Origin of the sequence: uncultured Roseovarius sp. (assembly GCF_947259555.1) — a bacterium.
Lineage (GTDB): Bacteria > Pseudomonadota > Alphaproteobacteria > Rhodobacterales > Rhodobacteraceae > Roseovarius.
The window spans coordinates 1-3,743 of the sequence record NZ_CAMYMD010000071.1; the positions used below are offsets into that span (position 1 = coordinate 1).

Sequence of the window (3,743 nt, forward strand, 5' to 3'; positions counted from 1 at the left end):
GACGCGCAGGGCCCGCCGCCCGCCGCCGCGCTCGCGCAGGGTGGCACTCAGGTCTTCGGCGGTGCGAAAAATCGCTTCGGCATGGTCGAGCGCGATGCGCCCGGCCTCGGTCAGGAGCAGACGGCGGCCCCGCCGTTCGAAGAGGTCCTGCCCAAGAGCGGCCTCCAACGCCTTGATTTGGGTGGACAATGCCGATTGCGACAGGTTGAGCGCGCGGGCCGCGCCGGTCAGCGTGCCGTCATGGGCGACAGCGCGAAAGAGGCGGAGATGGTGCAGGTTCAGATATGCCATCGTTCGATTATATAGAATGAATATGGATATAATATGTAATTTTTTAAACTGAGTGCTGAGGGTATCTCCTGTCGAAACCGGATTCGAAGGAGATATATCATGCCCCTGCTGACGTCGCTTCTGCTGCTACCACCCGTCCTGTTGCTCGGTGTGGTCGTCCACACGCTGATCCGGCCCGTGCGCCGTCCGCGCCTGCCGGAAGGGGCGGCGCTGGCGGTGCTGGCGATCATGGGCGCGGCGCTGGTGCATCTGCTGATGGCGGGGCCGGGCACGCTGGCGCTTGGGTCCGAGGCGGCGGGGCTGTCGCTGCGGCTCGACGCGGTCAGCGTGACGATGGGCCTGCTGGTCAGCTTCGTGGGCTGGATCGTGATGCGCTATGCGCGCAGCTATCTTGATGGCGAGCCGCGCGAGGCGCTGTTTCACGCGCTGATGCTGGCCACGTTAGCGGCGGTGCTGATGGTGGTGCTGTCGGGCGGGCTGGCCTTGATGATCCTCGCCTTCGGCGCGGTCGGGCTGGGGCTGCGGCACCTCTTGCTGTTCTATCCCGAACGGCCCGAGGCGCGGCGCGCGGCGGCCAAGTTCACGCTGGTCTGGGGCGCGGGCGATCTGGCGCTGAGCGGGGCGGCGGGGCTTTTCTGGCTGGCCTTCGGCACGCTCGATCTGGGCGGCATCGGCATGGCGGCGCAATCCGGCCTGCCGCTGGCGGGGCAAGGGGCGGTGGCGCTTCTGGTCATCGCGGCTGCGCTCAAGACCGCGGCCTTTCCGCTGCATGGCTGGCTGACCGAGGTGATGGAGGCCCCGACGCCGGTCTCGGCGCTGTTGCATGCCGGGATCATCAATTCCGGCGGGCTGATCCTGATCCGGCTGGCCGAGGCGGTGCAGGCCAGCCCCGGCGCGATGGCAGCATTGGTGATGCTGGGCGGGCTGACCGCGATCTTTGGCGCGGTGGTGATGCTGACGCAAAGTGCGATCAAGACCGCGCTGGCGTGGTCGACGGTGGCGCAAATGGGCTTTTTGCTGCTGCAATGCGGGCTGGGCCTGTGGCCGCTGGCGCTGCTGCATATCGTGGCGCATTCGCTCTACAAGGCACACGGTTTCCTCGCCTCGGGGGGTGCGGTGCGCGCGGTGGCCGAGATCCGGCGGCCCGGCCCGGTGGCGGTGCCCGATCTCAAGGCGGTGGCGCGGGCCTTTGCCCTGGCACTCTTGCTCTACGGCGCGGTGGCGGCGGGCTTTGCCTTGCTGATTGGTCCGAAATCGGCTCAGGCACTGGCGCTTGGCACGATCCTGATCTTCGGGGTGGCCTATCTGGTGGCGCAGGGTCTTGCCGACGCAGCACCGGCAGAGTTGACCAAGCGCACGGCGCTGGCCTCGGTGGCCGCCACGCTGGCCTATTTCACCTTTCAGATCATCGCGGGCGCGCTCTGGGGCGCGAACCTGCCCGCGCCGCCGGTGCCCGGTGCACTGGAATGGGCGCTGATCGTGCTGGCGCTGATGTCCTTCGGCCTTGTCGCGGTGGCACAGGCGCTCTTTCCGCTCTGGGCGCATCACCCGGCGAGTGCCGGATGGCGCGTGCATCTGGCCAATGGCCTCTACCTCAACACGCTGCTGGATCGCTTGATCGGCGGGCTGCGCGTCACCCACACCTCCAACCGGACCTGAGAAGGAGCACGAGCCATGTTTCTCAAGCATACTGAAATTGCCCCGGACCGCATCGCCGACCTGCTGAGCGCGGCGGAGGCTGCGGCGCGTGCCCTGCCGCCCGCCTTTCCGCTGGAGGCGACCGTCGCGGTCAATCCCTTCCTTGGTCAGACAGGTGAGGATCTGGCCACCGCCTCGGCCCGGCTGGCGCGGGTGGGTGGCGTGCGCCTGACGCGGGCGCGCGCCGACTATGCCGCCATGCTGGCGCGCGGCGAGATGAGTGAGGACGATCTCGCCGCTGCGCTCTATGCCTGTCAATCGCCGGTCAAGCCGGTCGATCTGGCCTATCTCAAGGCGCGGATCACCGGCCCGAGCGCGGCGCCGAAGGCGCTGCCGACCGTGGCCGATCTGGCCGCGCAAGCGGATGGCACCGACTGGCCGTCGATCATCGGGCGCAGTTTCGGGCTCTGGGCCGGGGGGCATTTCGACCGGGGGCAGGCGCTCTGGACGCCTGCGCCGGGGCGGGGCGCCTTTGCCGCCTGGCGCGAATGGGCGATGCATGATCTGACGCCGGAAATCGCCGGGCTGTCGGGCTTTTGCGCGCATGTGACCGAGGCCCCCGACAGTGCCGACCGCGCCATCCTGCGCGCCTGCGAGCGGTTGGGGATCAGCGAGGCGGCGGCCGAGACGGCGTTTCACCGGCTCTACATGGATATGGCGGGCTGGGCACAGCATGCCCGGTGGCTCTTGTGGCAGGCTGAGGCGGAGGGGGAAAGCGATCACACGCTGACCGACCTTTTGGCGATCCGGCTGATCTGGGAAGAGGCGATTTTCGTGCAGGTGCCGGGCGTGACCGGGCCCTGGGCCGAGACGGTGGCGGCGCATGAAGCACCGGTTGTGCCCTCGCCCGATCAGGTGATCGACGGTATCTTGCAGGAGGCCGCCGAGCGCGCCTATCAGCGGCGTTTGGCGGTTGATCTTCGGACGCCCGCGCCGGTGGCCGCACGGCCTGCGCTTCAGGCGGCGTTCTGTATCGACGTGCGCTCCGAGGTGTTCCGCCGCGCGCTCGAAAGCCTTGATCCGGGCGTGGAAACGATTGGTTTTGCGGGGTTCTTCGGCCTGCCGGTGGCGCATTGCGCGCATGGCTCGGACGTGGTCGAGGCGCATTTGCCGGTGCTGTTGCAGCCTGCGCTGAACGCCACGAGCCACGCCGCGCCCGAGGTCGAGCAGGTGACCCGGATCAGCGCGCGGGCGACCCGCGCCTGGGGCCGGTTCCGGCAGGCGGCGGTGTCGTCCTTCGCCTTTGTCGAGGCGGCGGGGCCGTTCTATGGCGCGAAGCTGGTCAAGGATGCGCTTGGGTTGAAAGGGGCGAGCCCCGCCGAGGGGCCTGCGCCCCGGCTCGACCCGGCGCTTGATGCGGCGGCGAAGGCCGAGACGGCGGCCAAGGTGTTGCGTGCCATGAGCCTCACCACGAGGCATGCGCGGCTGGTACTCTTGCTGGGGCACGGCGCGCAGGTGACGAACAACCCGCATGAGAGCGGCTATCACTGCGGGGCCTGTGGCGGGTATACCGGCGAGGTGTCGGCGCGGCTGCTGGCGCAGTTGCTGAACGATCCCGAGACGCGAGCCGGGCTGCCTGCACATGGGATCGAGGTGCCGCAGGACACGCATTTCATGGCCGGGCTGCATGACACGGCGCGCGACGCCGTGACGCTTTACCCCGACAGCGCCGCGCCGGAGCACGCCGAGGACATTAGCAGGGCCGGCGCGTGGCTGGCGCGGGCCGGGGCCCTGACGCGGGGCGAGCGTGCGCC

At 69.1% G+C, this 3,743-nt stretch carries 3 protein-coding genes; 2 read left to right on the forward strand and 1 reads right to left on the reverse strand.

The window, feature by feature from the left end:
- On the reverse strand, positions 1–291 hold a 291-nt coding region (locus Q0X85_RS12090; protein ID WP_297772251.1), incomplete at its 3' end, for a LysR family transcriptional regulator.
- 99 nt (positions 292–390) lie between these two features.
- Here Q0X85_RS12090 and Q0X85_RS12095 point away from each other — a divergent pair.
- Both Q0X85_RS12095 and Q0X85_RS12100 read left to right on the forward strand, forming a co-directional pair.
- The gene (locus Q0X85_RS12095; RefSeq protein WP_297772252.1) at positions 391–1,950 is read left to right on the forward strand and encodes a proton-conducting transporter membrane subunit; all 1,560 of its coding nucleotides are present in this window, start codon (positions 391–393) and stop codon (positions 1,948–1,950) included.
- A 15-nt stretch (positions 1,951–1,965) separates the two neighbouring features.
- On the forward strand, positions 1,966–3,743 hold a 1,778-nt coding region (locus Q0X85_RS12100), incomplete at its 3' end, for a putative inorganic carbon transporter subunit DabA (protein WP_297772254.1).